The 25,370-nt window shown below is 69.2% G+C and carries 26 protein-coding genes; 10 read left to right on the forward strand and 16 right to left on the reverse strand.

The features are described 5' to 3' along the window. Position 1 precedes the first annotated feature (1 nt). The gene (locus NI2_RS18880) at positions 2 to 853 is read right to left on the reverse strand and encodes a hypothetical protein (protein ID WP_067492392.1); all 852 of its coding nucleotides are present in this window, start codon (positions 851 to 853) and stop codon (positions 2 to 4) included. 99 nt (positions 854 to 952) lie between these two features. Between NI2_RS18880 and NI2_RS18885 the strand changes: the two genes are divergently transcribed. Then, positions 953 to 1,459, forward strand: a complete 507-nt coding sequence (locus NI2_RS18885; protein WP_133733952.1) for an LppU/SCO3897 family protein — start codon at positions 953 to 955, stop codon at positions 1,457 to 1,459. A 4-nt stretch (positions 1,460 to 1,463) separates the two neighbouring features. On the opposite strand, the gene NI2_RS18890 is transcribed toward NI2_RS18885, so the two are convergent. Further along, entirely contained in the window at positions 1,464 to 3,764 is a 2,301-nt protein-coding gene (locus NI2_RS18890) for a helicase-associated domain-containing protein (RefSeq protein WP_067492395.1), read from the reverse strand. Positions 3,765 to 3,803: 39 nt separating this feature from the next. Here NI2_RS18890 and NI2_RS18895 point away from each other — a divergent pair, with 39 nt between their 5' ends. Next, the gene (locus NI2_RS18895; protein ID WP_067492396.1) at positions 3,804 to 3,995 is read left to right on the forward strand and encodes a hypothetical protein; all 192 of its coding nucleotides are present in this window, start codon (positions 3,804 to 3,806) and stop codon (positions 3,993 to 3,995) included. A 64-nt stretch (positions 3,996 to 4,059) separates the two neighbouring features. Here the strand turns inward: NI2_RS18895 and NI2_RS18900 are convergent, their stop codons facing one another. Together NI2_RS18900 and NI2_RS18905 are read right to left on the reverse strand one after the other, a co-directional pair. Further along, complete coding sequence (locus NI2_RS18900) at positions 4,060 to 4,668, reverse strand: transglycosylase family protein (RefSeq protein ID WP_067492397.1); 609 nt, start codon at positions 4,666 to 4,668, stop codon at positions 4,060 to 4,062. Between the two features lie 368 nt (positions 4,669 to 5,036). Next, positions 5,037 to 5,264: a hypothetical protein gene (locus tag NI2_RS18905; RefSeq protein WP_067492399.1), complete on the reverse strand. Its 228-nt coding sequence runs from the start codon at positions 5,262 to 5,264 to the stop codon at positions 5,037 to 5,039. A gap of 162 nt (positions 5,265 to 5,426) precedes the next feature. Between NI2_RS18905 and NI2_RS18910 the strand changes: the two genes are divergently transcribed. After that, entirely contained in the window at positions 5,427 to 5,849 is a 423-nt protein-coding gene (locus NI2_RS18910) for a cold-shock protein (protein ID WP_174550347.1), read from the forward strand. A 180-nt stretch (positions 5,850 to 6,029) separates the two neighbouring features. Here the strand turns inward: NI2_RS18910 and NI2_RS18915 are convergent, their stop codons facing one another. From NI2_RS18915 to NI2_RS18925, 3 genes are all read right to left on the reverse strand, one after another. Continuing rightward, complete coding sequence (locus NI2_RS18915; protein ID WP_067492403.1) at positions 6,030 to 6,548, reverse strand: DUF2771 family protein; 519 nt, start codon at positions 6,546 to 6,548, stop codon at positions 6,030 to 6,032. Further along, positions 6,545 to 8,365, reverse strand: a complete 1,821-nt coding sequence (locus tag NI2_RS18920; protein ID WP_174552216.1) for an MFS transporter — start codon at positions 8,363 to 8,365, stop codon at positions 6,545 to 6,547. Before NI2_RS18920 ends, NI2_RS18915 begins: the two co-directional genes overlap by 4 nt. A 67-nt stretch (positions 8,366 to 8,432) precedes the next feature. Next, positions 8,433 to 9,209: a glutaminyl-peptide cyclotransferase gene (locus NI2_RS18925; RefSeq protein WP_067492406.1), complete on the reverse strand. Its 777-nt coding sequence runs from the start codon at positions 9,207 to 9,209 to the stop codon at positions 8,433 to 8,435. 17 nt (positions 9,210 to 9,226) lie between these two features. On the opposite strand from NI2_RS18925, the gene NI2_RS35745 reads away from it, so the two are divergent. Both NI2_RS35745 and NI2_RS18935 read left to right on the forward strand, forming a co-directional pair. Then, a complete protein-coding gene (locus NI2_RS35745) occupies positions 9,227 to 10,642 on the forward strand; it encodes a DUF3027 domain-containing protein (RefSeq protein WP_371851989.1) in 1,416 nt (471 codons plus the stop codon). Next, positions 10,639 to 13,791 (forward strand): sacsin N-terminal ATP-binding-like domain-containing protein, encoded by a 3,153-nt coding sequence (locus tag NI2_RS18935; RefSeq protein WP_067492408.1) that lies wholly within the window; start codon positions 10,639 to 10,641, stop codon positions 13,789 to 13,791. The genes NI2_RS35745 and NI2_RS18935 overlap by 4 nt, the downstream gene beginning before the upstream one ends. Here NI2_RS18935 and NI2_RS18940 read toward each other — a convergent pair. Further along, positions 13,788 to 14,402 carry a TetR/AcrR family transcriptional regulator gene (locus tag NI2_RS18940; RefSeq protein ID WP_243749836.1) on the reverse strand — a complete coding sequence of 205 codons (615 nt, stop codon included), beginning with the start codon at positions 14,400 to 14,402 and terminating at the stop codon, positions 13,788 to 13,790. The two genes, NI2_RS18935 and NI2_RS18940, sit on opposite strands and share 4 nt — an antisense overlap. Positions 14,403 to 14,533: 131 nt before the next feature. Here NI2_RS18940 and NI2_RS18945 point away from each other — a divergent pair, with 131 nt between their 5' ends. After that, positions 14,534 to 16,567 carry a neutral/alkaline non-lysosomal ceramidase N-terminal domain-containing protein gene (locus tag NI2_RS18945; RefSeq protein WP_067492410.1) on the forward strand — a complete coding sequence of 678 codons (2,034 nt, stop codon included), beginning with the start codon at positions 14,534 to 14,536 and terminating at the stop codon, positions 16,565 to 16,567. On the opposite strand, the gene NI2_RS18950 is transcribed toward NI2_RS18945, so the two are convergent. Further along, complete coding sequence (locus tag NI2_RS18950; protein ID WP_067492412.1) at positions 16,564 to 16,824, reverse strand: DUF2530 domain-containing protein; 261 nt, start codon at positions 16,822 to 16,824, stop codon at positions 16,564 to 16,566. The genes NI2_RS18945 and NI2_RS18950 overlap by 4 nt on opposite strands. Before the next feature lie 68 nt (positions 16,825 to 16,892). Here NI2_RS18950 and NI2_RS18955 point away from each other — a divergent pair, with 68 nt between their 5' ends. After that, a complete protein-coding gene (locus NI2_RS18955; RefSeq protein WP_067492414.1) occupies positions 16,893 to 17,324 on the forward strand; it encodes a MarR family winged helix-turn-helix transcriptional regulator in 432 nt (143 codons plus the stop codon). Here the strand turns inward: NI2_RS18955 and NI2_RS18960 are convergent, their stop codons facing one another. Beyond that, on the reverse strand, positions 17,325 to 17,711 hold the full coding sequence (locus tag NI2_RS18960) for a YccF domain-containing protein (RefSeq protein WP_067492416.1): 387 nt from the start codon (positions 17,709 to 17,711) through the stop codon (positions 17,325 to 17,327). A 25-nt stretch (positions 17,712 to 17,736) separates the two neighbouring features. On the opposite strand from NI2_RS18960, the gene NI2_RS18965 reads away from it, so the two are divergent. Further along, a complete protein-coding gene (locus NI2_RS18965) occupies positions 17,737 to 18,540 on the forward strand; it encodes a TrmH family RNA methyltransferase (protein WP_133733954.1) in 804 nt (267 codons plus the stop codon). Beyond that, entirely contained in the window at positions 18,537 to 18,833 is a 297-nt protein-coding gene (locus NI2_RS18970) for a DUF2537 domain-containing protein (protein WP_067492420.1), read from the forward strand. The genes NI2_RS18965 and NI2_RS18970 overlap by 4 nt, the downstream gene beginning before the upstream one ends. On the opposite strand, the gene NI2_RS18975 is transcribed toward NI2_RS18970, so the two are convergent. The 3 genes from NI2_RS18975 to serC form a co-directional block, all read right to left on the reverse strand. Then, positions 18,807 to 19,523 carry a DUF6928 family protein gene (locus tag NI2_RS18975; protein WP_067492422.1) on the reverse strand — a complete coding sequence of 239 codons (717 nt, stop codon included), beginning with the start codon at positions 19,521 to 19,523 and terminating at the stop codon, positions 18,807 to 18,809. The genes NI2_RS18970 and NI2_RS18975 overlap by 27 nt on opposite strands. Positions 19,524 to 19,651: 128 nt before the next feature. Next, positions 19,652 to 20,725 carry a septation protein SepH gene (sepH, locus tag NI2_RS18980; protein ID WP_067492424.1) on the reverse strand — a complete coding sequence of 358 codons (1,074 nt, stop codon included), beginning with the start codon at positions 20,723 to 20,725 and terminating at the stop codon, positions 19,652 to 19,654. Positions 20,726 to 21,034: 309 nt separating this feature from the next. Further along, the gene (serC, locus tag NI2_RS18985; RefSeq protein ID WP_067492426.1) at positions 21,035 to 22,156 is read right to left on the reverse strand and encodes a phosphoserine transaminase; all 1,122 of its coding nucleotides are present in this window, start codon (positions 22,154 to 22,156) and stop codon (positions 21,035 to 21,037) included. Between the two features lie 239 nt (positions 22,157 to 22,395). On the opposite strand from serC, the gene NI2_RS18990 reads away from it, so the two are divergent. Beyond that, positions 22,396 to 23,031, forward strand: coding sequence for a hypothetical protein (locus NI2_RS18990; RefSeq protein ID WP_067492428.1), 636 nt, complete (start codon positions 22,396 to 22,398; stop codon positions 23,029 to 23,031). 209 nt (positions 23,032 to 23,240) lie between these two features. On the opposite strand, the gene NI2_RS18995 is transcribed toward NI2_RS18990, so the two are convergent. From NI2_RS18995 to NI2_RS19005, 3 genes are all read right to left on the reverse strand, one after another. Then, positions 23,241 to 23,660, reverse strand: a complete 420-nt coding sequence (locus tag NI2_RS18995) for a type II toxin-antitoxin system VapC family toxin (protein ID WP_067492430.1) — start codon at positions 23,658 to 23,660, stop codon at positions 23,241 to 23,243. Next, a complete protein-coding gene (locus tag NI2_RS19000; protein WP_067492432.1) occupies positions 23,660 to 23,980 on the reverse strand; it encodes a type II toxin-antitoxin system Phd/YefM family antitoxin in 321 nt (106 codons plus the stop codon). Before NI2_RS19000 ends, NI2_RS18995 begins: the two co-directional genes overlap by 1 nt. Before the next feature lie 129 nt (positions 23,981 to 24,109). Next, positions 24,110 to 25,231: a citrate synthase 2 gene (locus tag NI2_RS19005; RefSeq protein WP_067492434.1), complete on the reverse strand. Its 1,122-nt coding sequence runs from the start codon at positions 25,229 to 25,231 to the stop codon at positions 24,110 to 24,112. Between the last annotated feature and the right edge of the window lie 139 nt (positions 25,232 to 25,370).

Below are 25,370 nucleotides of genomic sequence, written 5' to 3' on the forward strand. Positions count from 1 at the left end.
GTCAGTCCTCCTCGAGGCGAGAGCGTGCCCGCTCGACCCACCGCTGCATCCGCTCGGATTGCGTCTTGGCCGAGGTCAATTCACCACGCGCGCGGTGCTCGGCGGTCCGCAGGAAATGCCGCTGCTGCTCGGCGTGCTCGAGGTCGGCGCGCAGCTGGTCGATCCGCTGCTCGACCTCGTCGAGTTCGGACTTGGCCTGCGCCGCAGCCTCTTCCGCTTCCTTGCGGGCGGATTCGGCCTCCGCCAGTCCGGACTCCGCGTCGTCGAGTTCCTGCTTCGCCTCGGCGCGCCGGGCCGCCTCGGCGTCGTCGGTCGGCTTCTTGGGACGGGCCTTCTTCACCGGAGCCTTGCCCTTGCCGCCCGTGATCGCGACCAGCCCGGCCGGACCGAAACCGTCATAGGTGACCGTCGCGGGCAGCACCCCGGCTCGGACCTGGTCGGCGACATCCGGGTCGGCCAGCGCGGCCGTGAGCGTCTGACCGACCTCCCGCAACACCTGCTCGCTCGCGGGTCGGTCGTGCTCGGCGGCCAGCTCACCCGCCCGCTTGGTCATGGCGTTCACCACCTGCTGACGTTGCGCACCGAGCGCGCGCAACTTGTCACCGGAGAGCTGACGCTGCGCCGACCGCAGCGCGTCACCCAGATCCAGCAGCGCCGCGATCTCCTTCGGCGCGTGCCGGGCCAGCAGATTCACCGTCCACGCCGCGACCGTCGGCTTGCGCAGGGCACCGATGGCCTTGGCCAGCTCGCGATCGCCGTCGCCACGGGCCTGGGCCGCACGTTCGGTGCGTGTCGCGACGAAGTCGGCGGGGTCGAGACCGTACAGCTCGCCCGCGACATCGTCGATGGTCATCCTCCGATCGTATCCATGGGGGGAGCGGCGGAGGTGGGCGTTTGGGTATCGTCACCGGCGGTCATATCGGCTGAACCGTTCGGTGAGTGAGGTTTTGGAGTGTTTTTCCCAGGAAAGCGGCTGCTTGTCCGGCTCGTGTTCGCGCCAGTGGCGGCAGTCGCGCTGGTCGGGGCGGTAGCGGCGTGCTCGGGTGACAGCGAGGCGTCGTCGGCGCCTGCCGTCGGCTCGTGCGTCGAGGTCACCGACAACGCGGTCGACGCGATGAAGGCCACCGTCGGCGACTGCTCGTCGGCGAAGTCGAACTACCGGATCGCGCAGGTCGGCGCCGCGCCGCTGAACTGTACGGCTCAGAACGCCACCTTCAACGGCACGGTGGGTGACACCAAGACCGGCCTGTGCCTGTCGCCCAACTTCGCCGAAGGGGCCTGCTACGCCGACGCGGGCACCCGCCCGGTCGAGGCGGTGGACTGCACCGCGCCCGAAGCGACCTTCAAGGTGGTCAAGCGCATCGACGGCGAGACCGACGAGATGTTGTGCGGCATGGACGCGACGCTGTACCGCACGGTCCCGGACCCCAAGACGACGTTCTGCATGGCCAAGCCCTGACAGGTCAGTCCAGGAGAGCCACCGACGCGATGCGGTGGAGGGTGAAGTGGCGGGTGGCTCCGGTCACCGGGTCGACGGCGTCCAGTTGCCCGTTGCCGACCCGGACCGGTTCGACCACCCGCTGACTCGCCACGCCCTGGGCATCGACGTAACCGATGTTCACCGGGCGGCCCACCCGGGCGGCCAGCTGGAGTAGCGCGAGGGTGGCCTGGGTGCCCGTGCGGGTGCCGTCGGCACGGACCGACTGGGACGTGCGGGCACCCGCCGCCCGCTCGCCCGCGCGCAGTTCGGTGACCAGCTGAGCGAGCTGATCGTCCGACGGCGGGTTGGGCCGGTAGGGCCTGCGAGCCAGGGGACGCACGGCGATGCGCGCACCACGCGGCCGCAGGTCGACGATGGCGCCGCCGGAATCCTCGCCCGCGGGCGTGAAGCCCGCCGCCCGCAACCGCTCGAGCAGTTCGCCGAGCGGCGCCTGCGCGATCGCGACCGTGGGGGCGATCGCGCGCAGCGCCAATGTCTCGGCCACGGGGGCCGACAGCACCTGGGCGAGCAGCGCCGGGTCGTCGCTGCGCAGGAACGATTGCGCCATCCCCGCGCGCAACTGCCCGTGCCGACGGGCCACGTCGTCGATGAGATAGGTCAGCGACTGGGGGACCGGGGTGCGGGAGTGGTTGGCGAACAAGGCGTGCAACTCGGCGGCGGTGAGCCCGGCATCGAGCGCGCGCCGCACCGAGGCGTCGCCCACCCGATACACCGTCGCCGCACCCGCGGATTCCACATCGGCGACCAGCGCGATCCGGCTGCGCAATTCGGGCACGAGCGGACCGGGTGCGATCACCGTGAGGTCGGCCTGCACGAGGACATGGTCGACGGGTTCCGGTAGAGCGGCGGCCATCTCGGCCTCGGCATCGGCCACGCTCGTCGGGCTGCCGTGCAACAGGGCACGGGCGGCCGAATCGAGGGCGCCGCGTCCGAGTAGCCCGACGGTCGCCGCCTCGGCGAGAGTCGCGGTCACCACGTCGAGCCGGAAGTGCCTGCGCCGCCTCGGCATTCGCCAGGCGAGCAGTTTCCCGAGATCGGCGGGCGACACCTGGGTGCCGCTGGGGTATTCGGCGAGCAGGCCCAGGATCGCGTGCCGGTCGCGCACCGCGTGCGGGATCCGCAACTCGGCCGACAGCGCCGCGATCGGCTTGTCGGCGGCGTCGCGCAACCCGATCATCCACGGCATCCGGTCCAGCTCGAGCCACGCCTGGGCCAGCGTCACCCAGCGCGTGGCGAGTGGCGCGTCGAGCCAGGCGTCGGCGGCGGGTGTCGGCGCCCAGAAGTCGTCGGTGGAATCCAGGTCGGGCGGCGGTTCGGGCAGACCCTTCTCGACGAGCTTCGCGGCCGCGAGCAGTTCGAGAAGCAGGCCGGTGCGTTGCTCGTCCACGCCGGTCTGCTTGGCCAGCCTGCGCAGCTCGCGCACCCCGAGTCCACCGGCGCGCAGCGCGGGGGCGGGAAGTGTGCCGAGCGCGTCGAGCAGGTCGGCGCAGTCGCGCAGCAACTCACCCACCTCACCCGCGCCGACGGCGTTCACCTCGGCGGGCGCGTGCTTGGTGAGTGCGGGCTTGGGCGGGGCGAGGGCATGCGGATCGGTGACGGGTTCGCCACGCAACATCTGCCCGACGGTGACCGGCAGTTCGACGGTCTCGTCATCGATCCAGCGCAGCAACCGCGCCGCGAGCAGCCGCTGCACCGGGCGGTCGGCGGGCGCGTCGGGCGCGGCGTCGCGCGTGCGCCCACGCGGACCGGTCGTCGCCAGTTTGTCCAGCAGCGCCCGCTCGGCGGGGCCGGCCGCGTTCAGCGCCGTGCGTACTTCCGGCTCGGTGAGCGCGTCCGGTAGCGCCGTCGTCGCCCCGAGCGGCCACGGGAGGGCCTCCACGGCACTCGGCGCCAGGTGCAGGCCGTCACCGGTCTCCCACACGAGCGCGCGGTCGAGCAACCGGGTGAGCGCGGCGGTGAACGCGGTCTTGGTGACCCGGTCCTTCAGCTGCGCGTGCAGCGCGGTCCGGGCGAGCGGGGTGTGCGCGGTGCCGATCGTGCGCGCGTCCTCATGGGCCGCCAGCGCCTCGATGATCGCGAACTCGAGGGTGTCCAGGTCGTCGGCGGCACGTAGCACCGAGGCCCGCTGCTGAGCCCGCACCGCGAGCACCGACATCGACGCGGGCAGCGGCACCGCCAGATCGGGCCGCAACTGCAGCAGTTTCACCAGCTGGGCGTCGGTGCGCGCACCTAGCCAATCGGCGAGAGAGTCGGTCGCGATCATCGGATTCAGCGTACGTGTTCGATATGCCAGAATGAGCCCGTGGTCAACAAATCGAAGAAACCCTACGTCGACAACGGCTGGCCCGAGGTGGCCGACGGCGAGCACGCCGTCACCGAACTGTCGGCGACCCGCGCCGGTAATCTCTCGCCTTTCGGTGAGGACACCGAGTTTCCCGTTCCGGCCGCGACGCTGCCGTATGTGCACCCGCACACTGTCATCAATCGGGTGTAATTCGAACGGGAAAGACAAGAGCCCGCATCCTGGACAAGGATGCGGGCTCTTGTTGTAAGGCGGATCAGGAGGGCAGCAGGCCCTTGTTCGCCTCGAAGAAGTCGATGACCGCCGGGTCCAGCTGGGTGCCCTTGGCGTTGTTGACGAAGTCGATGGCCGCCTGCGGCACGGCGACGCCCTGCTGCTGGGCGACGGTGAGGGCGCGATCGACGGCCGAGAACACTTCCTGGCTCGGATCCTGCACCTGCGGCACGCTGACCTCGGGGACCCAGCTCGGGGTCGAGGGCACGGCGCGCTCGGTCGGACCGCTGCTCAGGCCCAGCTTGGCCGAGCAGGAGGGCCAAGCGCCCCAACCCTGGGAAGCGAGAACCTTTTCGGCGACCGCGATCTGCTGTTCGCGGGTGGCCTGGTTTGCGGTGGCGGCGTACTCCCCACCGCCGTGTGCGGCCCAGGTGGAGGGCGAGAACTGCAGCCCACCCTGGTAGCCGTTGCCGGTGTTGATACCCCAGTTGCCGCCGGCTTCACACTGTGCGAGGCGATCCCAGTCGGAGTCGGGGGCCGCGCTGGCGTTTCCGGCGAGGGCAGCGGTTGCGGTGCCGAAGATCGCGCCGGTGACGGCGACCTTGGCAGCAGTGCGCCCGGTGGAAGTCGGCTTGCGGTGGCGTCCACTCATATCGGGTTTCTTCCTCTCGTTCGCACCTGCATGTGGTCCGGACTGAGAGGTCTCCCGGTCCGCCCTCACCCCTTGATTCCAATCGGGGTCCGGTACCCGCGGGGTGAGGTTCGGTGCGGCGGGCCGGTGGTTCCGGGGGCCTGCCCCGGCTGAGAGAAACGGTACGACGGTCAGCGGGGAAAGTCACTATTTGGTAACCGGCGTGTGCGGGTGGGTATCAGGGTGGTCTCAGGGTTGTCCCGGAGGCGTCCGCGCAGGTAGTCGCGGCGCGGGGTGTGCGCGACCGTTGCACGCACAGTTCGTTACCCAGCTGTTATGTGACGAGGATCACACAAGAGATTGGGTATCGAACCCTCGGGATAACCGGTTCACCGTGCCCGTCGACCCGACCACAGCGCGAACACGATCGCGAGCAGGAAGCCGACCGGCGCGAGCATCGCGAGCAGATACAGCCACAGGCCCGGTTCCGAGTCGGAGACGATCGGCGTCACGAAGATGGCGACGACGGCGAGAATCCCGATGCCGAACAGCGCCACCGCCACTTGCAGCAGCCGATCGCTGGAACGTCGCGCGGGCGGTTGAGGTGAGTTGGTCACGGGTGCACCGTAAAACTGATGTGCTCGCGGTATAGCCACCGGGGTAGACTCTGACCACATCGCGTCCTGCCTTGTTGTGGGGCGCGTTCTTTTCGCGACAAGCAGCAGGTAGTAACCCGGGCCACAAGGGTTCGGGTATCGAATGATGAACGGGTGAGCGCAGTGCCGACCGGCCGGGTGAAGTGGTACGACGTCGAAAAGGGCTTCGGCTTCCTTTCCCAAGACGAGGGCGAGGACGTCTACGTCCGTTCTTCCGCGCTGCCCGAAGGAGTCGAGGGCCTCAAGCCGGGTCAGCGGGTCGAATTCGGGATGGCCGCCGGTCGTCGCGGCCCGCAGGCGCTGAGCCTCAAGCTGCTCGAGGCGCCCCCGACCGTCGCCCGCGGTGAGCGCGGCGCGCAGCCCGCCCGCAAGGACGCGGGCCCGCGCAAGTCGCCCGACGAGCTGCACGGCCTGGTCGAGGACATGATCACCCTGCTCGAGACCAAGGTCCAGCCCGACCTGCGCCGCGGCAAGTACCCGGACCGCAAGATGTCCCAGCGCATCTCCGAAGTGGTCCGCGCGGTCGCCCGCGAACTGGATCACTGAACTTTTGGAGCGCTGGCGCGCTCGAGTTCGCGGCCCCGCAAGTCCCGACGATCAGGCACCGTTGCTTGCTCCTTCGTCGCCTACGCAACGGCACCTGATCGTCGGGACTGCCGCGAACCGCCGCTTCGCGGCGGACCCTCCTCGAGGTCGTGGTGGTCCTGAGCGGCGGGAACCGTGCGATCAGGGCTGCGGGGTGCCGACGCGCCAGAGGCCGTGCACGTCGTACATCTCCTGGCCGGTGGCCGGGTCGGTGTAGACGATCGGCAGCCGCACCTCGAATCCCGCCAGGCGCAGCTCGGGCTCGGGCTGGGTGTCCAGGCTCAGGAAACGCGTCTCGGCCGGGTAGTCGATGAAGCTCAGGATGCGTTCGAACTGTTCGCCGTTGGGGCGTTCGTAGACGGTGACGACGATCCACGGCGCCTCGGCGACGCTGGTCGGCAACGACACCTGCACCGGCTTACCCGAGGTGGCCGGGATGTAGTAGGTCGACTCGTCGTTGACGCACTCACCGTTCGACAGCTCGCAGTACCCGTACGGCTCGACGACGACGGACTCGCCGTTGGCGAACACGGTGAGTTCGGGATAGTGCTTGGGCGCCTTGGACACGGCGTAGGCCACCACACCTGCGGTCACCGCGGCCAGGGCCAGCAGGCCCACCGCGACCAGCGCGAAGATCGTGCGGACGTTGGGCTTGCTCACCAGTGCGGGTCTCCTGTTTCGCGGGGATGGGTCGGCACTTCCTGCTCGGCGTGCTGCGGGCGGTTGCCGCCGAAGCCCGGCAGCAGGGTGTGCCCGGTATAGCTGACGAAGGTCTGCGCGAGCCCGGCAACCAGGATCACGCTGATCACCGCGAAACCCTTCCAGAACTCGGTCGGCAGCAGCACACCGGCCGCCCCGCCGATTACCCAACTCAACTGCAGAACAGTCTCCGACCGGCCGAAACCCGAGGCGATCGACTCGGGTGGCAGGTCGTCCTGGATGGCCGCGTCCAGCGACACCTTGGCCAGCGCGCTGGCCGCCGACGCGACGAGCGCGGCCACCGCGGCGCCGAACAGATTGCCGGTGAACACCGCGAACAGCGCGACCGCCACACACGCCGCGGTGCAGCCGAGTACCACCAGCGCGGGCCTGCCGAGCTGCAATCGCGCGCCGGTGGCGTTGCCGCCGAAATTGCCGAAACCGGCCGCGACCCCGACGAGACCGAGCATGGCCGCCTGCTCGGTCGGACTGCCACCGGAACCCTTGGCGACGAAGGCGATGTAGAAGGTCAGGAACCCGGTGAGCACTCGGATGGAACTGTTGCCCCACAGTCCGGTGACCACCGCGCGGCCAAGCGGTTGCCTGCGTTTCCTGGCGGGCACGGCCGATTCCTTGCCCGGCTCGAGCACCTCGGTGCGCGCGTCGGCGCCGTGGTAGGTCAGCGTGGCGGGCACCTCACCCTCGGTGACCTCCACCCACGACGGGATCCGCAGGCTCAGGTAGGCGCCCGCGATCGCGATGCCCGTGGCGAACACCAGCGCACCCGTGGAGCCGGCGGCGAGCGCGGCCAGCGCGGCCAGCGCACCCGCCCCGATCGTGCCGCCGACCAGGCCGAACACCGTGAGCCGCGAATTCGTGCGTACCAGGTCGATGTCCGGGGGCAGCACGCGCGGCGTCACCGCGCTCTTGAGCACCGCGAACGATTTCGAGCCGACCATCATGCACAGGGCGAGCGGATACAGCCCCCACGTGTCGATATTGAAGATCAGCAGCACCGCGAACAGCGCCCGCAACCCGAAGGTCGTGGCCAGCGCCAGCCTGCGTCCGCGTTGCAGCCGGTCGAGCAGCGGCCCGATCAGCGGGGCGATCACCGCGAACGGCGCGATGGTGATGAGCAGATACAGCGCGACCTTGGTTTTCGACTCGGCGGTCGCGCTCGCGAAGAACAACGTGTTGGCCAGGGCGACGGCGATCGCGGCGTCGAGCGCGAAGTTGGCCATCGTGGCGTAGGTGAGGGCGGTGAGCCCGGACTGGTCGGCGCCGTCGGCCTTGGCGGCGCGCTGGAAGGTGGCGATACCGCGTTCGGTGAGTTCGCGGCTGCGCATCGCGGCCACGCGGGTGACCGTCAGTTTGCGCGGCACCCGCTGCTTGGGCGGTTCGTCGGCGGGTTCGTCGGCCCGGGGGAGCGGGCGGGTTCCCGCCGGTCCGTCGAGTGGATCGGGGTGCGGGTGGCTGCCTGCCGGTCCGTCGTGGTCCGGGTGCGGGCGGCCGCCTGCCGGTGTGCCGGGGCGCGGGGGACCGGCGCCGTTGCGTTTCGGGCTCGCCAACGGCGTGGTGGCGCCGGGGTCGGGATCACGCCCGAACCGGCCGCGCGAACGGACCGGCGCGGTCGGTGGCTCGATGTGCGGGAAGACCTTGCGCGGCGTGGACGGGGGCGGGTAATGCCCGAAGCCGGGGTGCCGACCGGGTGGTGCACCCGAGGCACTGCCGTCCCGGCGACCACGGTCAGGACCGGATGGATCGCGGGGAGTAGTCACAGCCCAATTCTGTCGTACTCGGGCTTTCGGCGTTCACTCGCGGGCGAGCAGTGTCGGCCACACCCGCTCATCGGGGCACGAAGCGCACCTCGAACAGGCGCGGCCAGTACTTGCCGGTGAGTAGGAAGCGGTCGGTGCCGGGCAGGTGGGCGATGCCGTTGAGGACGTCGGTGCCCTGGCGTTCGGCGGGGGTGAGCAGGCCGCTCGCGTCGATGATCGCGGTGATGTGGCCCGTCTCCGGGTCGATGCGCAGGATGTCGTCGGTGGGGAAGTTGTTGGCGTAGACGGTGCCGTCGGGTGCGCAGTCGAGTTCGTTCGGTTTCGGGTCGTCGAGGCCGTGCAGGGTCACCGACCCGGTTACGGCGAAGGTCAGTGGGTCGCGGAAGGTGAGTTTCGGGGTGCCGTCGCTCATGACGAGGCGACCCGGTTGAGCGCACAGCCCCCAGCCCTCACCCTCGTAGGTGGCGCGGCCGGTTTCGGCGAGGGTGTGCGGGTCGCGGGCGAAGGCGACGCCGTCACGCCAGGTCAGTTGCCAGACGATGTCGCCCGCCCGGGTGAGCCCCTCGCCGAACATCCGGCCGGGCAGGTCGACGCGCGCCCGCTCCACGCCCGAGACCTGGTCGCTGACGCGGACGTTCGACACGCCCCACATGCCGGTGCCTTCGTAGCGCAATCCGTCGACCACCTCGAGCCCCTGGGTGAACGCCGACGGATCGTGCGGTGACGAGCCGATCACCTCCACCCGCCAGCGCGGCGGACCGGACTCATCCTGGCCCCCGCAGGAGCTCACGCCGAGCACGCTGACCAGCACTGCGACGGCCAACGAACTCCGATTGCACTTCATACGGCAAAATGTATGCCGTGAGCGCAGTATCTGTTTCGGAGTCCGGCGTGCGTCCCGTTCTGGCCCAGGCGGCCGAGGTCGCACTTCGTGCGCTCGTCGAGCTGGAACCCGACGGGGTCGGAGCCCATCTGGGGGTGACCGCCGAGGACGACTCGTCGGCCACCCACCGGTTCGAGGCGACCCTGCCCGGCTACCGGGGTTGGCAGTGGGCCGTCGTGGTCGCCGCGCCGCCCGGTGCCGACCACGCGACCGTCAGCGAGTCGGCCCTGCTGCCCGGCCCCGACGCCCTGATCGCCCCCGAGTTCGTCCCGTGGGAGCAGCGCGTGCGCCCCGGCGACCTCGGCCCCGGCGACCTGCTCGCCCCGCCCGCCGACGATCCGCGCCTGGTCCCCGGTTACGTCGCTACCGGCGACCCGGTGATCGACGAGGTGGCCCGCGAGGTCGGTCTCGGCCGCACCCAGGTGCTCAGTCTCGAGGGCCGCCTCGAAGCCGCCCAGCGCTGGTACAGCGAATACGGCCCCGACACCGAGATGGCCAAGGCCGCCCCCTCCACCTGTGGCCTGTGCGGCTTCTTCCTGCCCCTGGCAGGCGCCCTGCGCGAAGCCTTCGGCGTGTGCGCCAACGCGATGGGTGCCGACGGTCACGTCGTCCACGTCGAATACGGCTGCGGCGCCCACTCCGACGTCGTCGCCCCCTCCGGCAACGGCTCCCCCCGCTACGAGGCCTTCGACGACCACGCCGTCGACTACATCGACATCACTCCGCAGGAAACCGCCGAAGCCGAAGCGGTCGACGCGGCGGCCGCTGCCCGCAAGGCCCGCGCCGAAGGCGAGCTTCCGGAAGCCCCGGAAGAGGTCATCGCCGCCGAAGCCAACACCGACCTCGCCGCTTTCGCACCGCTCGTCGGCCTCGCATCGGTACCGGCGACCACCGACCCGGCCGAGGCATCGAGCAACCCTGAATCCCCTGCGGACACAGTGGTTTCCCCTGCGGCAGCCGAACCCACCACGGAGGCGACCGAGTCGACCTCGACCGCGGCCGCCGCTGAGCCGACCGATTCCGCTGTGGCCGAAGATATTTCGGCTGAAGCGGTTGCCGATGGGCCATCCGAGAATGTCGAGGCGGATTCCTCGAATGGCGCCGACATCGGTGTAGATATCTCGGCCGACGCCGCTGCGGCGAATGTCGAATCGGCTGTCGAGTCGGATAGCGGTGCGGCGCAGGAGTCTTCGGCTGTTGGAGCTGCACACCGACCCGAGTCGGCCGCGGCGGAAGGTTCGGGTGTGGAGACTGATGACGCCGGGGCTGATTCGTCGGGAGGTGCCGACGCGGGCGCCGCGGATTCGGCCGCCGATGCTGCTTCTGCCGAGGGTGATTCCGGTGTGACGCATGTCGTGGGCGCCGGGGAGCGCGGATCGTCGGTGGGGCGCTGAACGCTGGGGCGGACCCGTTCGGTACCGCGGGGCTGCGGGCCGGAGTTCTTGCCGCGTGGCGGGATTCGCCGACGCGGTTGCGTGAGGACAGTGCAGGTGAGGCGGATCTGGTCGCCGCGGGCTATCGGGATCGGGTGCTCACCGAGCTGGCCCAGAACGCGGCCGATGCGGCGGTGCAGGGCGGTGTGCCCGGTGAGCTGACGGTGCGGATCGTGGACCGGCGGTTGCACGTCGCCAATACCGGTGCACCGCTCAGTGTTTCGGGTGTGCACGCGCTCGCGGCACTGCGTGCCTCGGGCAAGGACGACGGCGCGCAGGTCGGCCGGTTCGGTGTCGGCTTCACCGCGGTGCGCTCCGTGGGTGACGAAGTGGAGATCCGCTCCACCACCGGCTCCATCCGCTTCTCCCTCACCGCCACCCTGAACGCCCTGCACGACAACGGCATCACCCATCCCGAAGACCTCACCCCACCGGCCCTACGCCTGGCCTGGCCCATCCCCACTACCCCACCCTCGGGCGCCGACACCGAAGTCGTCATCCACCTCCGCGACGACATCGACCCCACCGCCCTCCTCACCTCGATGCGCGCCGAGGCCCCCGACCTCCTCCTCGAACTCCCCGCCCTCTACCGAATCCGCGTAGCCGACAGCGAATTCACCAGCGTCACAACTCTCCTCGACCACCCCGCCCCGCCACACGGCAGAGCGAACGCCACACCTGGCGCCGATTTCGCGGCCGAGGCTGCCCACGTCGATACGGCCCCACGCCCTGACACGGAGCCGGGCAACGAGATCTCGATCGCCGCGCCGACGTCCGAAGGGGGCGCGGAAATTGTCCATGCTCCTGCACTCGATACGAAGACCCATGTGGGCCCGCCGGTGGGCGCCCTCACCAAGCTGACCATCACCGGACCCGACGGCACCCAACGCTGGTGGCAGTACCGCACCGCCCGTGCGCGCTGGCTGCTCCCGCTGACCAACGGCCGCCCGGTCCCCGCCGCACCGGATGTCCTGCGCGCGCCCACTCGTTCGGACGAGGAACTGTCCCTCCCGGCGATCCTCGTAGCCGACATCGCCATGCAACCCGACCGCCGCAGGCTCCTTCCCGGCACTCGCTTGCCTGAAATCGCCTCGGGGTACGCCGATTTCGCCCGCGCCTTGCCCCCGGAGGACCGCCTCGTCCTCGTCCCGACCCCCGCTTTCGCCCGCAGCGAGGCCGACGCCCTCCTCCGCGAAGCGATCATCACCGAACTCCGCACGAACCCTTGGCTCCCGGTCTGCCCGACCCGCGACCGCTCAGACCACGAATTCGATCCGAACCACGAGGAATTCCACCCCCTCACCGGGACGAATTTCGAGTCCACTGATCGCCACGACTCACCTGTCGGAGTCGACCGGGATGCCTTCGGTACGGACATGGTCACCGCCGATGTATCCGCCCCCGACAACTCGTCCGTCGGCACCGCGCAGCGCCCCGGCACCTTCGAGCTCGCCGAACCGACCCGCTCGGCAAGTGTCGAAATCCCCACTCGCGCCTCCGTATTCCCTGACTTGACGCCGGAACTGGCCGCAATCCTCGCCGACCTCACCGGCTTCCTGGTCATCCCGGAACTCTCGTCCCGCTCTGCTCAGGAAAAACTGGCAGTCCTCGACGTCCACCGCCTGTCATCGGCAGCCCTGGCCGACCTCACCACCGGCCTCGAACGCGACCCTCACTGGTGGCGCACCTTCTACTCCACGCTGGAACCCTTCGTCACCGATTCGAGGACTGCCGAGGAGTTCGGTGCCCTGGCCGTCCCCCTGGCCGACGGCCGCCTCGTCACCGGCCCGCGCACCGTCGTCCTCGACGATCAGCTCACCGTCGCGGTCCCGGTCCACTGGGCCCGCCTGGTGCACCCGGACGCCACCCACCCGCTGCTGGCCCGCCTCGGCGCCCGCAGTGCCTCGGCCACCGACCTGCTCACCGATCCCGGCTTGCGCGACCTTCTCGAACACGACCCGGCCGACCCGGACACGGTCACCGCGGTCCTGCATCTCGCCCAGTTCGTGAGCGCCGACGAGCTCCCCGACTGGCTCGGCCTGCTCGAATTGCCCGACGACACAGGAGAACTGCGTCCGGCCGACGAACTCCTCCTCCCCGGCGCACCGCTGGCCGAGGTGCTGGTCGACGACTCACCCTTCGGTACGGTCGCCGAGGCGACGGTCGCCGAGTTCGGCGAACTGGCCTTGCGCGCGATCGGTGTGGGTTGGGATTTCGCCGTCCTCACCGACCCCGACCCGCTCGGCCCCGACCATGACCTGGACGACGAATCCGCCTGGTGGAACAGCCTTCCCGAGGACCCACGCGAACTCGTCGCCGTCCGCGACCTCGACCTGGTCGACGACACCCGCTGGCCGCAGGCCCTGCGCACCCTGCTCGCGGAACCACGCACCCGCGCCCTCCTCGCCGACCGCGACGGTTACACCACCTGGTGGCTGCACCGCCACGCACACATCGACGGCATCCCCCTCGGCCGCTACCGGCACCCGGACGACACCGAATTCGCCGGTCTGCTCCCACCTTTCACAGCAGCCGACCCCGACGCCCTACGTCAGGTCCTCGTCCGTCCCGACGTCATGACCCCCGAGCTGGCCGAGGAACTCCTCGACGCCCTCGCCGACCCGTCGAAAACCCCGACTCCCGAAACGGTTTCGCGAACTCATGCCCGCCTGGCGGCCGCCGTCGCGTCCGGCGCGCTCGACCCACGCGAACTCGACCTCCCCGAGCAGGTCAGGACGCTGGCGGGAACAGTGGTCGACGCCGAGTCGGCCATGGTCCTCGACCGGCCCTGCTTCGGCCTCGTCGTCCCGGCCGAGCGCCTGGTGGTAGGCGACGCGGAACATGCCGAGGCCCTCGCCACCCTGCTCGACCTGCCGCTGGTGTCCGACCAGGTGAGCGCCGAGGTGCTCGGTGCGGGCAGGCAGAGCACCTGGGACACGGAACCGCTCGGCGTGGTGCTGCGCCAGCTGTGGTCACCGCCGCACACCACCGGCGCCCTCGTGCTGCACGAAGTCCTCGAGGTATTTCTGCGCGGCGAGTTCTCGGGCACGGTCCGGGTGCCGTGGTGGGACGCCGACGGCACCGTGCACGTGCAGGTGCCGCGCGGTTAGTTCGCGTGCGCGGTGACCATCTCGGCGAGCAGGTCGAGCTGGGCCTGCACCGCGTCGCTGTCGTCGTCGACGAGCCAGCGCAGCACGATGCCGTCGATGACGCTGAGGATGAAGCGGCTCAGCTGGGGCAGCGGGATGTTCCAGTCGCAGCCGGTGGCGTCGCGGCAGTGGTCCATCACGTCGGCGACGGTGCTGTCGTTGAACTTGTACTGTTCCCGGGCGATGGCGAGTTTGGCCGGGGTCGACTCACCCTCGCGCAGCGCGTAGGTGGTGGTCTCGTAGGTGAGCAGCTGACGTTCCGGAGTGGCCTCGATGTTGCGCCACATCAGTTCCAGCCCCTGGCGAACCAATTTCTGAAGCGCTTCTTTTCCTGTTCCGGTATCGGCCCAGACAGTTTCATCCGCATCGACGGAATCGCGTAATTCCATCGAGAGCGCTTTGACCAGCTCGGTCATCAGCGCGTCCTTGCTTTCGAAACAGTAATGCACCACACCGAGCGAGACGCCCGCCGCTTGGGCGACATCGCGTGTGGTCACGCCCGCCACGCCCTTTTTCTCGGCGAGACCGATCGCTGCCTCTATCAGGTGGGCTCGTCGTTCTTCGACGCTCAATCGGGAGGACACCTGTGCGAGTTAAGCGCTCACGTCGCGAACAGTCAATTCGCCGAACCGCGCCGAATTTCTGGACAGGCGACCAGTTGTATGGTTGTGTGCGTCACATCACCCGTGAAGGAGCTGTTCGGATGCCTGTGAACCGTCGTACCGTGCTGGCCGCCTCGACGCTGGGGGTACCCCTCGTCGCGGCCATGGGAGTTCACGGAGCGTCGAAGGCGCACGCCGAATCCGCGCGCGGCGGATTCGAATTCGGGCTCGGTATCGCCGATCTCACGGGCCCCGCCGCGGAATGCGGCATGATGGGCTACTCACAACTCGAACAGACGACCGCGGGAATTCATCTGCGGCCGCGAGCGCGCGCGTTCGTGATCGAATCGGGTGGAAATCGGGTCGCGTTCGTCGCGGTGGAGAACGGTGCGTTGTTCCAGTCCGTGCATCGGGGTGTACTGCTCGCGCTGGCGCGCCGATTCGGTGATCGGTATACCGAACGAAATGTCGTCCTCACTTCGACTCACACGCATTCCAGTTGTGGCGGTTCCGCGCACGATTACGCCTATACGCTCGCGACGCTCGGATTTCAGCAACAGGTCTACGACACCGAAGTCGACGGCATCGTCGAGGCGATCGCCGCCGCCGACGCCGACCTCGCACCGGGCACGGTGGCGCTCGGCCGCGCCGAATTGCGCGACGCGAGCGTGAACCGTTCGCGGGTGGCCTTCGACCGCAATCCGGTGGAAGACCGCGCGGCTTTCCCGGACGCGATCGATCCGGCGGTCACCACTCTCGTCTTTCGCCGTGGCGCGAAGGAGGTCGGCGCGCTCACCTGGTTCGCCACCCACAACACGTCGATGACCAACAAGAACCGGCTCATCAGCTCCGACAACAAGGGCTACGCCAGCTACGCCGCCGAGCACCTGGAGCACGGCGTGCGCCATCTCGACGGCGATCCGTCATATCTGGCCGCGTTCGTGCAGACCAACGCCGGTGACATGTCCCCGAACCTCGCGCTCGCACCGGGCATCGGCCCGACCGACGACGAGTTCGACAACACCCGGATCATCGGCGAACGCCAGTACACCGCCTCGCGAGCCGCCGCCGACCGGGCGGCACCGATGACGAGCGCGATCGGTTCGCTGCTGTGCTACGTCGATCTCGCGGCCGTGACGGTCGAGGGCCGCTTCACCCCCGACGGCGCACCACACCGCACCGCACCGGCCGCCGCGGGCCTCTCGCTGGCGGCGGGCAGCGTGGAGGACGGCCCCGGCCTGCCCGGCGGACCCATTCCCGAGGGTGTACGTAACCCGCTGGTGGACTTTCTCGGCGGAATCGACCATCCCCACCCGGCGTGGCTTGCCGACGCGCAGGCGCCCAAGGCGATCTTCGCCCCACTCGGGTTGATGCCGCCGGTGCCGTGGGTACCGAATGTCGTTCCGCTTCAGCTGATCCGGCTCGGCGACCTCTATGTGGCCGCCGCCGGAGCCGAGTTCACCATCGTCGCCGGCTTGCGCGTGCGACGAGCGGTCGCGCAGGCGCTCGGTGTCGGCGTGGAACAGGTGCTGTTGCAGGGCTATTCGAATGCCTACCACCAATATGTCACCACGCCGGAGGAGTACGACACGCAACAGTACGAAGGCGCGTCGACGCTGTTCGGCCGCTACACGTTGTGCGCGTATGTGCAGGAATTCACCAGGCTGGCAGAAGCTTTCGTGGCGGGCGCGGTCCCGGGGCGCGGCCCCGCACCGCGCGACGTCTCCGCCTTGCAGCCGAATCTCGCCGCCGCGCCGGGCCCGGACGCGACACCGTCCGGCCGGAATTTCGGTGATGTCGTGCGTCAGCCCGGGCGCACCGCTCGCGGCAGCCAGGTGGAGGCCGAATTCGTCTCGGCCCATCCGAAACACAATCCGCGTCGCGGCGGCACCTTCCTCGAGGTGCAGCGCCGAACCGGGAACGGCTGGATTCGGGTGGCCAACGAGGGGGAGTGGGATGTGCGATTCCACTGGCGGAAACAGGACGCGGCGGTCTCGATCGCCCGGTTCGTCTGGGACATCCCGGCCGGCGCGGAACCGGGAACGCACCGGTTCGTGCACTTCGCCGACGCGCTCGGCGCCGACGGGGTGCTGCGCCCGTTCACCGGGACCAGCGACGAGTTCGAGGTCGTCTAGTCCTCGGTGAGACCCACCTGGGCGCCCTTGTCGCCCCGCAGGGCCGACCGCCGCTGTGCCAGCCAGATCGACGAGCCGAGCACGCCGACGAACAGGCCCATCAGGCACACCGGCCGGGCATCGGCCCAGGCAGGGACCACGAAAGCCAGCACGCTGGCCACCGCCCAGGCGGCGAAGCCGATGAGCACAACCGGGCGCGGATCGACCAGGCTTCGCGGCAGGTGCGGCATCTCGCGGCTGACGGGTCCGGCATCCATACCCAAACAGTAGCGCCACGAAACCCATCAGGGGGCACAGCCGTACCGTAGAGTTCTGCACTGTGACAGTGCCATCCGACGTCCGTGCCCTCGCCGGTGATCTCTCGCTGGCGGTTGTGCGGCTCACGAGACACCTGCGCGGCCGCCGTGCCGAAGCGCAGATCTCGCTCACGCAGCTGTCGGCCCTGGCCACCCTCGCACGCGACGGCGCGATGACGCCCGGCAATCTCGCGGGCAAGGAGCGCGTGCAGCCGCCGTCGATGACCCGCGTGATCGCCTCCCTCGCCGACCTCGAGCTGGTCCAGCGCAGACCGCATCCCACCGACGGACGCCAGATCATCGTGTCGCTGTCACCGGCCGGCCGGGCGCTGGTCGCCGACGAGACGCACGCGCGCGAGGCCTGGATGACCGAGCAGCTGTCCAACCTGAGCCCGGAACAGCTCGCGGTGCTCGATCAGGCCGTGGCGATCATGAACCAGATCATCGCGGGTTCGGAGTAGTCACCCCTGCTGCGGTACCACCTCGTGGCCGAGCGGGAACAGCGACAGCGGAACCAGTTTGAGATTGGCCCAGGCGAACGGCAGCCCGATGATCGTCACCGCCAGCGCCACACTGGTGAACACGTGGCCGAGCGCCAGCCACCAGCCGGCGAAGACGAACCAGATGATGTTGCCGAGCAGCGACCCCGCCCCGGCGCTCGGCTTGTCGACGACCGTGCGCCCGAACGGCCACAGCACGTAGCCGGCCAGCCGCAACGACGCGATGCCGAACGGGATCGTGACGATCAGGACGAAGCAGATCAGCGCCGCGAACAGGTAGCCGACTGCCATCCAGAACCCGCAGAGCACCACCCACAGAATGTTCAAGATCAACTGAACCAGCTTCATGCTTCCAGCATGCCAGGATGATCCGGTGGCCGAAGTAATTCCCATCGACGATCCCGCCGACCCGCGTGTCGACGACTTTCGTGATCTGTCCTCCGCCGATCGCAGGCCCGACCTGCCCGGCCGCAAGGGACTGGTCATCGCCGAGGGGGTCGTGGTGGTGCAGCGCATGCTCGACTCGCGTTTCACCCCGAGTGCGCTGCTCGGTGTCGCCAAGCGCTACGAGGCCCTCGCCGCCGACCTCGCGGGCCTCGATGTGCCCTACTACCAGGCGACGGCCGAGGTGATGGCCCAGGTGGTCGGCTTCCACCTGAATCGCGGTGTGCTCGCGGTCGCGTCGCGCCCGGCCGAGTTGACCGTCGACGAGGCGCTCGACGGTGCGCGCACGGTGGCCGTGCTGGAGGGCGTCAACGATCACGAGAACCTGGGGTCGATGTTCCGCAACGCGGCCGGGCTGGGCGCCGACGCGGTGCTGTTCGGCGACCGCTGCTCCGACCCGCTCTACCGGCGTTCGGTCCGCGTCTCGATGGGGCACGTGCTGCGGGTTCCGTTCGCCCGGATTCCGCAGTGGCCGGGTGGGCTGGAGTTGTTGCGGGAGCACGGCTTTCAGATCATCGCGCTCACCCCGAACCCGGCGGCGGTGAACCTGGCGACCGCGATGACGGGCGAGCGGGTAGCCCTGCTGCTCGGCGCCGAGGGCCCCGGCCTGACCGAGGAGGCCATGCGCGCCACCGACATTCGCGCACGTATCCCCATGTCGCCCGGCACCGATTCGCTCAATGTCGCCACGGCTGCCGCGATGGCCTTCTATGAACGAGTCCGCACGTCATGAGCCCGGACGGGCCCTGTCGGGCGGGGTCGGGTTCGGTGCCGTGGGCGTTGGGCGGCACGGTGATCGCGCTCGTCGCGGCGCTCGGCGCGGTAGCGGTGTACGCGTTCGGTGTCGCGCTCGCCGATGTGCATCCGCTGCTCGCGATCGCGGTGAACGTGATCGCGGTGGTCGGTGTCGCGCCGACCGTGTGGCGGTGGCGGTGCACGCCGGTCGTGCGCTGGGTGCTCGCGGGGGCGGTGGTCGGCGTGGCGCTCGGCTGGATCGCGCTACTGGTCTACCTGGTCGTCGGCTAGCCGACCGGGCCTGCGCAGCCAGCGGGACAGACCGCGCCGGGGAGGCGCGGTCGACACAGGTTCGGGCGCCCGGCCTTTCGGATACAGCGTGAATCCGCAGACGGGCAGGTCGCCTAGCCTGGGTGCCTCGAGGTAGCGGAAGCCGAGCCAATGAGCATTGGCCGCGTCGGCGAAATCGGGTGGATCGAAGGGCAGCGATTGCGGGCCCGGCCGGTCGTCCCGATCCCACGGCACCGGATGGTCTCCCGCCCAGAACTCGCGCTCCCACACCATGGGCAGTCCCTCGTTCTCCAGGATGTCGACCCTGGTCGAGCTGAACGAGCGCCGGAATTCCCCACGTTCCCAGTGGGCGAACGCGCCCCAGTGCACGGTGGTGTCGAACGAGATCAGGTAGGTGTGTTCGGAAGCGAGCGGGCGCACGAGCAGATCGGGCAATCTGGTCGGCTCGATCAACGCGGCCTCGGCGGTGCACACGACCGTCACCCCGGGATAACACCCGATATAGACCTCGTCGCGATCCGGACCAGCGCAGCCGTCGAGTGTTCCGACCACGATCGGGCGAACATCGTTGTCGGCGTACAGCTCACCCGCCAGTGCCTGCGCGGCACCGGGATCGGACGCGGGCCGCTCGCGCAGGACGGCGGCGGGATCAGCGGTATCGACATACCAGAGCGTGGAAGCCGATTTCACGTGTCACCTCCGACTGTTATCGGAACCCGCGGTGCGGTGGCTGCCGCCGCGCCGGGCGTGCGCTCGACCCCGCTGTCGACCAGCACGGCCCCGAGTTCTCGGGAGAACTCGGGGCCGCCGGTGCACAGTCAGTTGCCGGAGCTGCGTACGCCCAGCAGGACGTCTTCCCAGGACGGCATCGGTGCCTTACCGCGCTTGTTGCGTGGGGGCTTCGGCTTTTCCGGCTCGGGCTTGGCGGCGGGCTTGTCCTGCTGCGCGGCGGGCGGCGCCGGTGTGGCGGGCTCGCTGGGCGCATCGGGGGCCGTCGCCGCCGGAATCGGCGCGGCGGGCTTGGGTGCCGCCGGGATCGGTGCGGTCGGCATCGGTGCGGTAGGCATCGGCGAGGCAGGCATCGGCGAGGCGGGCATGGCCGTCGGCGCAGGCTTGGCCGGAATGGCCGCCGTCCCACCGCCTGCCGCGACCTGACGCTGCTCGTAGTACTCGTCCAGCGCGGGCTGCGGGCGGCTCTGCGGGCGCGGCGCGGGCGTCATCGGCTCACGCGGACGCGGCTCCACCGGAACCGGCGCCTCGACCACCGGGGCCGACGGTGCGGGCATGGTGGCCAGACCACGCAGGGCGCGACCGAAATCCGGATCGATCAGGTCGTTGGCCGGGTCGTCGAGCGGGGAGACCGAACCGCCGTGCGCGTCGGGCTGGTAGCGCCAGTGCGCGGCGATCTCGGAGTGCCCGTGGCGCCACTGCAATTGCGCGACCCAGAACCCCTTTTCGTCTTTCCAGGCATCCCATTCGGCGTGTTCGATGGTGTGCCCGCGCTCGGCGAAGGCCGCGGTGACGATCTCGTGCAGCGTTTCCAGCGCCGGACCGTCCGGCCGCACCGGATGGGCTTTCTGCGCCAGTTCGGCGGCGCGAGCACGTTCGAGCAGCACCGGATAGGCGAACCGCTCGACTTTGCTCGCCGGCATGCCGGACTCCGCCGTGACCTGCTCGACGGACGCGCCGGCGCGAATACGGGCCTGGATATCTCTAGGACGCATAGACGCTTCCATTTCGATCTCGATCTGGCCGAATCGTGCGAGGTCGCCGCGCGCCGCCGCGCGGAGCTTGTCGTCGGCGGGCAGCCGGAACTTGGTGCCGGACTCGAGGTCGCTGCACACGATGTGCGTGGAGTCGGGCGTCACCCCGATCACTCGAAGTTCACGCACCGTTACCTCCCTATCGCGTCGGCTCCGTCTGTTAGGACACCGCCCACTTTCCTAGACAGTAGTGCACATTACTTGGCCGCGGCAGCAGACACGCACGCCCAAATCGCGCACGCGGGCACCCCAGACGGCTAATCTGATCAGCTCCCCGCGCGAATCCTGGTCGTGTACAGGCGTTTTGGTGATAGATCAACATCAAATATTGCCCGAAAAGTCCGTTCGAACAATGCAACTTTTGCGAACACGCAAAGGGCCGGTGCGCGACGACGCGGAAATGCGTTCGCCGGGCACCGGCCCGATTGCGGTCTTATCTCAGAGCTGACCGACTACCCAGTCGATGGAGCGGGTCAGCTGGGAGACATCTTCCGGGTCGATCGCCGGGAACATGCCCACACGCAGCTGGTTGCGGCCCAGCTTGCGGTACGGCTCGGTGTCCACGATGCCGTTGGCCCGCAGGATCTTCGCTACCTGGGCGGCGTCGACCGAATCGTCGAAGTCGATGGTGCCGACGACCTGCGAACGGTGCGCCGGATCGGTGACGTACGGGGTGGCGAAGGAGCTCTGCTCGGCCCAGGTGTAGAGGCGCGAGGACGAGTCGAGGGTGCGCTTCACGGTCCAGTCCAGGCCGCCGTTGGTGTTCATCCACTCGATCTGGTCGGCGAACAGCAGCAGGGTGGCGATGGCCGGGGTGTTGTAGGTCTGGTCCTTGGTGCTGTTGTCGATGGCGACGGGCAGCGAGAGGAACTCCGGGGTCCAGCGACCCGAGGCCTTGATCTCCTCCACGCGGGCCAGCGCGGCCGGGCTCATGATCGCGACCCACAGGCCACCGTCGGCGGCGAAGCACTTCTGCGGGGCGAAGTAGTACACGTCGGAGTCGGCGATGTTCACCGGCAGACCGCCCGCGCCGGAGGTGGCGTCGATGGCGATCAGCGCGTTCTCCGAACCGGCCGGACGCGACACCGGGATGGACACACCGGTCGAGGTCTCGTTGTGGGCCCAGCCGATGAGGTCGACGCTCGGGTCCGACACGGGCTCGGGGGCGCTGCCCGGCTCCGACGACACGACGATCGGGTCACCGATGAACGGGTTGCCCTTGGCGACCGAGGCGAACTTCGAGGAGAACTCGCCGTTGGTCAGGTGCAGCGAACGCTCGCGGATCAGGCCGAAGGCGGCCGCGTCCCAGAACGCGGTGGTGCCACCGTTACCGAGCACCACCTCGTAGCCCTCGGGCAGCGAGAACAGCTCGCGCAGGCCGTTGCGCACCCGCGCCACCACGTCCTTGACCGGCTTCTGGCGATGCGAGGTGCCGAAGACCGAGGCGCCGACAGTCACCAGCGACTGCAGCTGCTCCGGGCGGACCTTGGACGGGCCACAGCCGAACCGTCCGTCGGCGGGCTTGAGGTCGGCGGGAATTGTCGGGAACGCACTGGTCATGCGGGGGAGTTTAGTGGTGGGCGGATGACGGTGGTCGCGGTGGGTGCGGGTCTGTGAGCCGCCCCACGTCCGACCTGGGATCCTGCCGACGCCCCCGCCCGCCGACTGGCCGGTTGTGCGTGGAAGCTGCCTCTCGGTGCTCCGCGTTATCGACGTCCGGATGCTCTGTCCGGCGGGTCACCGGTCCGGGTGCGGGGAATTTGCCCTGGCGCCAACGTAGTTGGCAGTACTCTTCCGCTATGACTCTGCTCGCGGTCGATTCGGGACGGAACCTGCTCGACCGGTGGCTGTGGGTTTTCGGGCGGCGGCCGGGCTTGCTGTCGGAGGGAGCTCGCCGGGAACTGCTGCTCAGAGGGCTGCCCGCAAGTGCCACCGTCTTGTCGGTGTGGTCGCGCCGGGGCGAGGGTGGCTACCGGTTCAGCGTGCGGGTCCAATTGCCCGACGAGCTGCCCTACGACGTGCGCGTACGGCAACGGATCCGTAGCCAGGACCTGGAATGGATGCGCCCCGGCGACACCATCGGCTGCCGCGTCGACCCCGGCGACCCCGACCGCGTCGTCCTGTACCTCCCCGAACAAACGAAATCCACCCCCGGCTCCACCGCCAAGATCCTCGCCAACGGCCGCCGCGCCGAAGCCACAGTCCTCGCCGTAGCCCCCATAGCCACCGACTACACCGCCCGCGAAGACCCGGTCCTACGTCTCGACCTGGAACTCCGAGCCTGGGACGAACCAACCCCCTGGCGAGTCCGCCTCATCCAACCCGTCCCCTTGACCGCCGTCGGCCAAATAGAACTGGGCACCCGCCTGGAAGCCGCCTTCTTCACCGTCGACCGAGGAAAGTCCGTAGCCCTCGACTTCACCTCCCTGAGCTGACTCATCGGCATACGCGTTCGTGGTCGCGCACAGGGCAATTGAGCCCGCGAGGGCAGAATTGCTGTGGTGACGTGAAGGTGCGACGCGCAGCGAAGCCGCGACCCTGGGAGTTCTGATCTCCGCAGCGAATCATGTACCAACGCCAAGATTGGTACGGAACGGTGTGTATTTCTCTGGCTTATCTGGTGGTCGACCTAAGTGAACGCACTTCATCGCCTGTGCGGGTGCGTCACAGTGCGGACTTCTAGAAGGCCTTGCAAGCCGGAGAAGTCCTTGGGGTTCACCGTGTATAGCGGCAGTTGGTGTACTGATGCGATCGACGCGATCATCAGATCGATGCGACGCGGCTTCGGATTTCGCCCTGCGGTGAGTACCGCCGCGATGATGTGCCCGTAGCGTCGGGCAGCCCGTGTATCGAAGGGCAGCGGATCGAACAGGGCCTCGGCGTTCTGCAGGCGCTCGATTCGGACAGCGCGTTCCCCCGGGTCGGGTGCGTAGTGGGGTCCAGCTGCCAGCTCGGCCATCGTGACCGAGCTGATTGCCAGCTCGTCGGGCAGTTCGGACGGCTCCAGTTCGTCGAGCAGGATGACCACGTTGGTGTCGACCAGCCCACGCGTGTCCGCGGCCATCACTCGGAGTCTTCCGGGGCGAATTCTCCTCGTCGGTAGGCGCGGTCGTAAGGGTCGTACAGGGAGTCGTCGATGGCGCTCTCGGCGTCGGTAGACCATTGCGCGCTCGAAGTCGACAGCCCGGCGAAGGCCGCAAGCACTTCAGCTCGCGGCACGGTGGTGCGCCGTCGCTGATGCCGGTGGGGAATCAGATCCGCTACGGGTGTTCCATCCACGGTGATGGTGTAGGACCGGCCACCCCGAACATCTCGGAGCACCCTGCTCGCATCGTTGCGCAACTCTCGCTGCGGAATCTCTGGCAACTCGGCCGGTGTGGTCATTTCTCCAGGTTAGCCCTGGTGCTACGGCCGCGCTACGGTATTACTACATGCTTCGGCGCGGGCAGGAGGTCACCTGGTCAACAAGAAACCGGGCACCGTTAAGTCGGTGCCCGGTCGGGGGAGTGGGGATCAGTCGGCGATGGCGGACCAGCCGGCGACTTCCTCCGGCTTGCGGGGGCCCGGCCCGGTGTAGATGGCGGCGGGGCGGACGAGCTTGCCGAGCTGCTTCTGCTCGAGGATGTGGGCGCACCAGCCTGCGGTGCGGCCGCAGGTGAACATGGCGGGCATCATGTGGGCGGGGACCTCGGCGAAGTCGAGGATGACCGCGGCCCAGAATTCGACGTTGGTTTCGATGGCGCGGTCGGGGCGGCGTTCGCGCAGTTCGGCGAGGGCGGCCTGCTCGAGGGCGGCGGCGACTTCGTAGCGGGGGGCGGCCAAGCGCTTGGCCGTGGCGCGCAGGACGCGGGCGCGGGGGTCCTCGGCGCGGTAGACGCGGTGGCCGAAGCCCATCAGCTTCTCTTTGCGGTCGAGGATGCCCTTCACCAGAGCCCGTGCGTCGCCGGTCTTTTCGACTTCCTCGATCATCGGGAGCACGCGGGCGGGCGCGCCGCCGTGCAGTGGGCCCGACATGGCGCCGATCGCGCCCGACAGCGATGCCGCCACGTCGGCGCCGGTGGAGGCGATCACGCGGGCGGTGAAGGTCGAGGCGTTCATGCCGTGCTCGGCGGCCGAGACCCAGTAGGCGTCGATGGCCTCGGTGTGGCGCGGGTCCGGGTCACCCTTCCAGCGGGTCATGAACCGCTCGGTGACGGTGGAACACTCGTCGATCTTGCGCTGCGGAACGGCGGGCTGGTAGATGCCGCGCGCGGACTGCGCCACATACGACAGCGCCATCACCGACGCGCGCGCGAGGTTCTCGCGGGCGGTCTCGTCGTCGATGTCGAGCAGCGGCTCGTAACCCCAGATCGGGGCGAGCATCGCCAAGCCGGCCTGCACGTCGACGCGCACGTCGCCGGTGTGCACGGGCAGCGGGAACGGTTCGGCGGGCGGCAGGCCGCGGCCGAACTGACCGTCGACGAGCAGCGCCCACACGTCACCGAAAGTCACCCGGTTGGCGACCAGATCCTCGATGTCGACGCCGCGATACCGTAGGGCGCCACCGTCCTTGTCGGGCTCGGCGATGTCGGTGGTGAAGGCCACCACGCCTTCCAATCCGCTGACGAAATCCTGTGGTACCGAGCTCGCGGTCATGGTGACTCTCCTTGCAGGGGCAGGCCGATCTTTCGCAACGATAGACCCGCTGGTACTGCGGAGTAACGTCGCCCCTATGCGTGAACTCGACCCGTCCTCGGCGGCCGCGACCGAGCCCGCCGCGCAGCCTTCCGTAACC

The organism is Nocardia ignorata NBRC 108230 (assembly GCF_001612905.1).
Classification (GTDB): Bacteria; Actinomycetota; Actinomycetes; order Mycobacteriales; family Mycobacteriaceae; genus Nocardia; species Nocardia ignorata.

Excerpts from the sequence above, each read along its gene's own strand:
- NI2_RS18925 (WP_067492406.1), bottom strand. The coding sequence starts at position 9,209 with ATGAAGTGCAATCGGAGTTCGTTGGCCGTCGCAGTGCTGGTCAGCGTG.
- NI2_RS19000 (WP_067492432.1), bottom strand. The coding sequence starts at position 23,980 with ATGACCACACCGGCCGAGTTGCCAGAGATTCCGCAGCGAGAGTTGCGC.
- NI2_RS18970 (WP_067492420.1), top strand. The coding sequence starts at position 18,537 with ATGAGCCCGGACGGGCCCTGTCGGGCGGGGTCGGGTTCGGTGCCGTGG.
- serC (WP_067492426.1), bottom strand. The coding sequence starts at position 22,156 with ATGACCAGTGCGTTCCCGACAATTCCCGCCGACCTCAAGCCCGCCGAC.
- NI2_RS18995 (WP_067492430.1), bottom strand. The coding sequence starts at position 23,660 with ATGGCCGCGGACACGCGTGGGCTGGTCGACACCAACGTGGTCATCCTG.
- NI2_RS18900 (WP_067492397.1), bottom strand. The coding sequence starts at position 4,668 with ATGAGTGGACGCCACCGCAAGCCGACTTCCACCGGGCGCACTGCTGCC.
- NI2_RS18945 (WP_067492410.1), top strand. The coding sequence starts at position 14,534 with ATGCCTGTGAACCGTCGTACCGTGCTGGCCGCCTCGACGCTGGGGGTA.
- NI2_RS18950 (WP_067492412.1), bottom strand. The coding sequence starts at position 16,824 with ATGGATGCCGGACCCGTCAGCCGCGAGATGCCGCACCTGCCGCGAAGC.
- NI2_RS18990 (WP_067492428.1), top strand. The coding sequence starts at position 22,396 with ATGACTCTGCTCGCGGTCGATTCGGGACGGAACCTGCTCGACCGGTGG.
- NI2_RS19005 (WP_067492434.1), bottom strand. The coding sequence starts at position 25,231 with ATGACCGCGAGCTCGGTACCACAGGATTTCGTCAGCGGATTGGAAGGC.
- NI2_RS18890 (WP_067492395.1), bottom strand. The coding sequence starts at position 3,764 with ATGATCGCGACCGACTCTCTCGCCGATTGGCTAGGTGCGCGCACCGAC.
- NI2_RS18960 (WP_067492416.1), bottom strand. The coding sequence starts at position 17,711 with ATGAAGCTGGTTCAGTTGATCTTGAACATTCTGTGGGTGGTGCTCTGC.
- NI2_RS18880 (WP_067492392.1), bottom strand. The coding sequence starts at position 853 with ATGACCATCGACGATGTCGCGGGCGAGCTGTACGGTCTCGACCCCGCC.